Source organism: Bradyrhizobium sp. SRL28, from assembly GCF_018596315.1.
GTDB lineage: Bacteria > Pseudomonadota > Alphaproteobacteria > Rhizobiales > Xanthobacteraceae > Bradyrhizobium.
This window is the reverse complement of the sequence record NZ_JAHEAG010000204.1, coordinates 1-586: the sequence shown is the minus strand read 5'-3', so window position 1 is coordinate 586 and position 586 is coordinate 1. Positions and strand designations below refer to the sequence as shown.

General features: G+C 57.8%; 1 protein-coding gene. It reads left to right on the top strand.

Features of this window, described 5'->3' with window-relative positions; translation table 11 throughout:
- Positions 1–586 (top strand): AMP-binding protein (locus KIP88_RS45995; RefSeq protein WP_214494649.1); only part of this gene is annotated, 586 nt, incomplete at both ends.

Sequence of the window (586 nt, the reverse complement as noted above, 5' to 3'; positions counted from 1 at the left end):
GACCCCGCCCTGGGCCGCGCTGCCTGTCTCTGATCCCGAGCCGCGCGCCCTCGGCCTCACCTCGCGCCATCTCGCCTACATCATCTACACCTCAGGCTCAACCGGAACCCCAAAGGGCGTCATGGTCGAGCATCGCGGACTGGTGAACTATTTGCATTGGTCGGATCGCCGCCATTGCGAACGAGCTGGGAACGGCTCGCTGATGCTGCTGTCGTTTAGCTTTGACGGCAGCATTACGACCTTGTTTGGGCCTTTGCTGGCCGGTACCAAGCTCCGCATTCTAAACCAGACTGTCCCAATAGATTGGCTTGCTGCTGTCGAGGATGGCCAGACCTATGATCTGATCAAGCTGACGCCTTCGCATCTAAGCATGCTGAACAAACGGCTCGAAGCCAACAAAGGATCGGCTCCGACAAGAGTGCTCATGGTTGGGGGCGAGGCCTTAATTCCGGCAGACATGCAGTTTTGGCAAGAGCGTTTTCCGAGCGTGCGTCTGATCAATCATTTTGGTCCGACGGAAGCAACGGTTGGATGTGCCACATTCGAGATATCCGAATCCGTCGAGGGGCTGGCCTCGATCCCGATC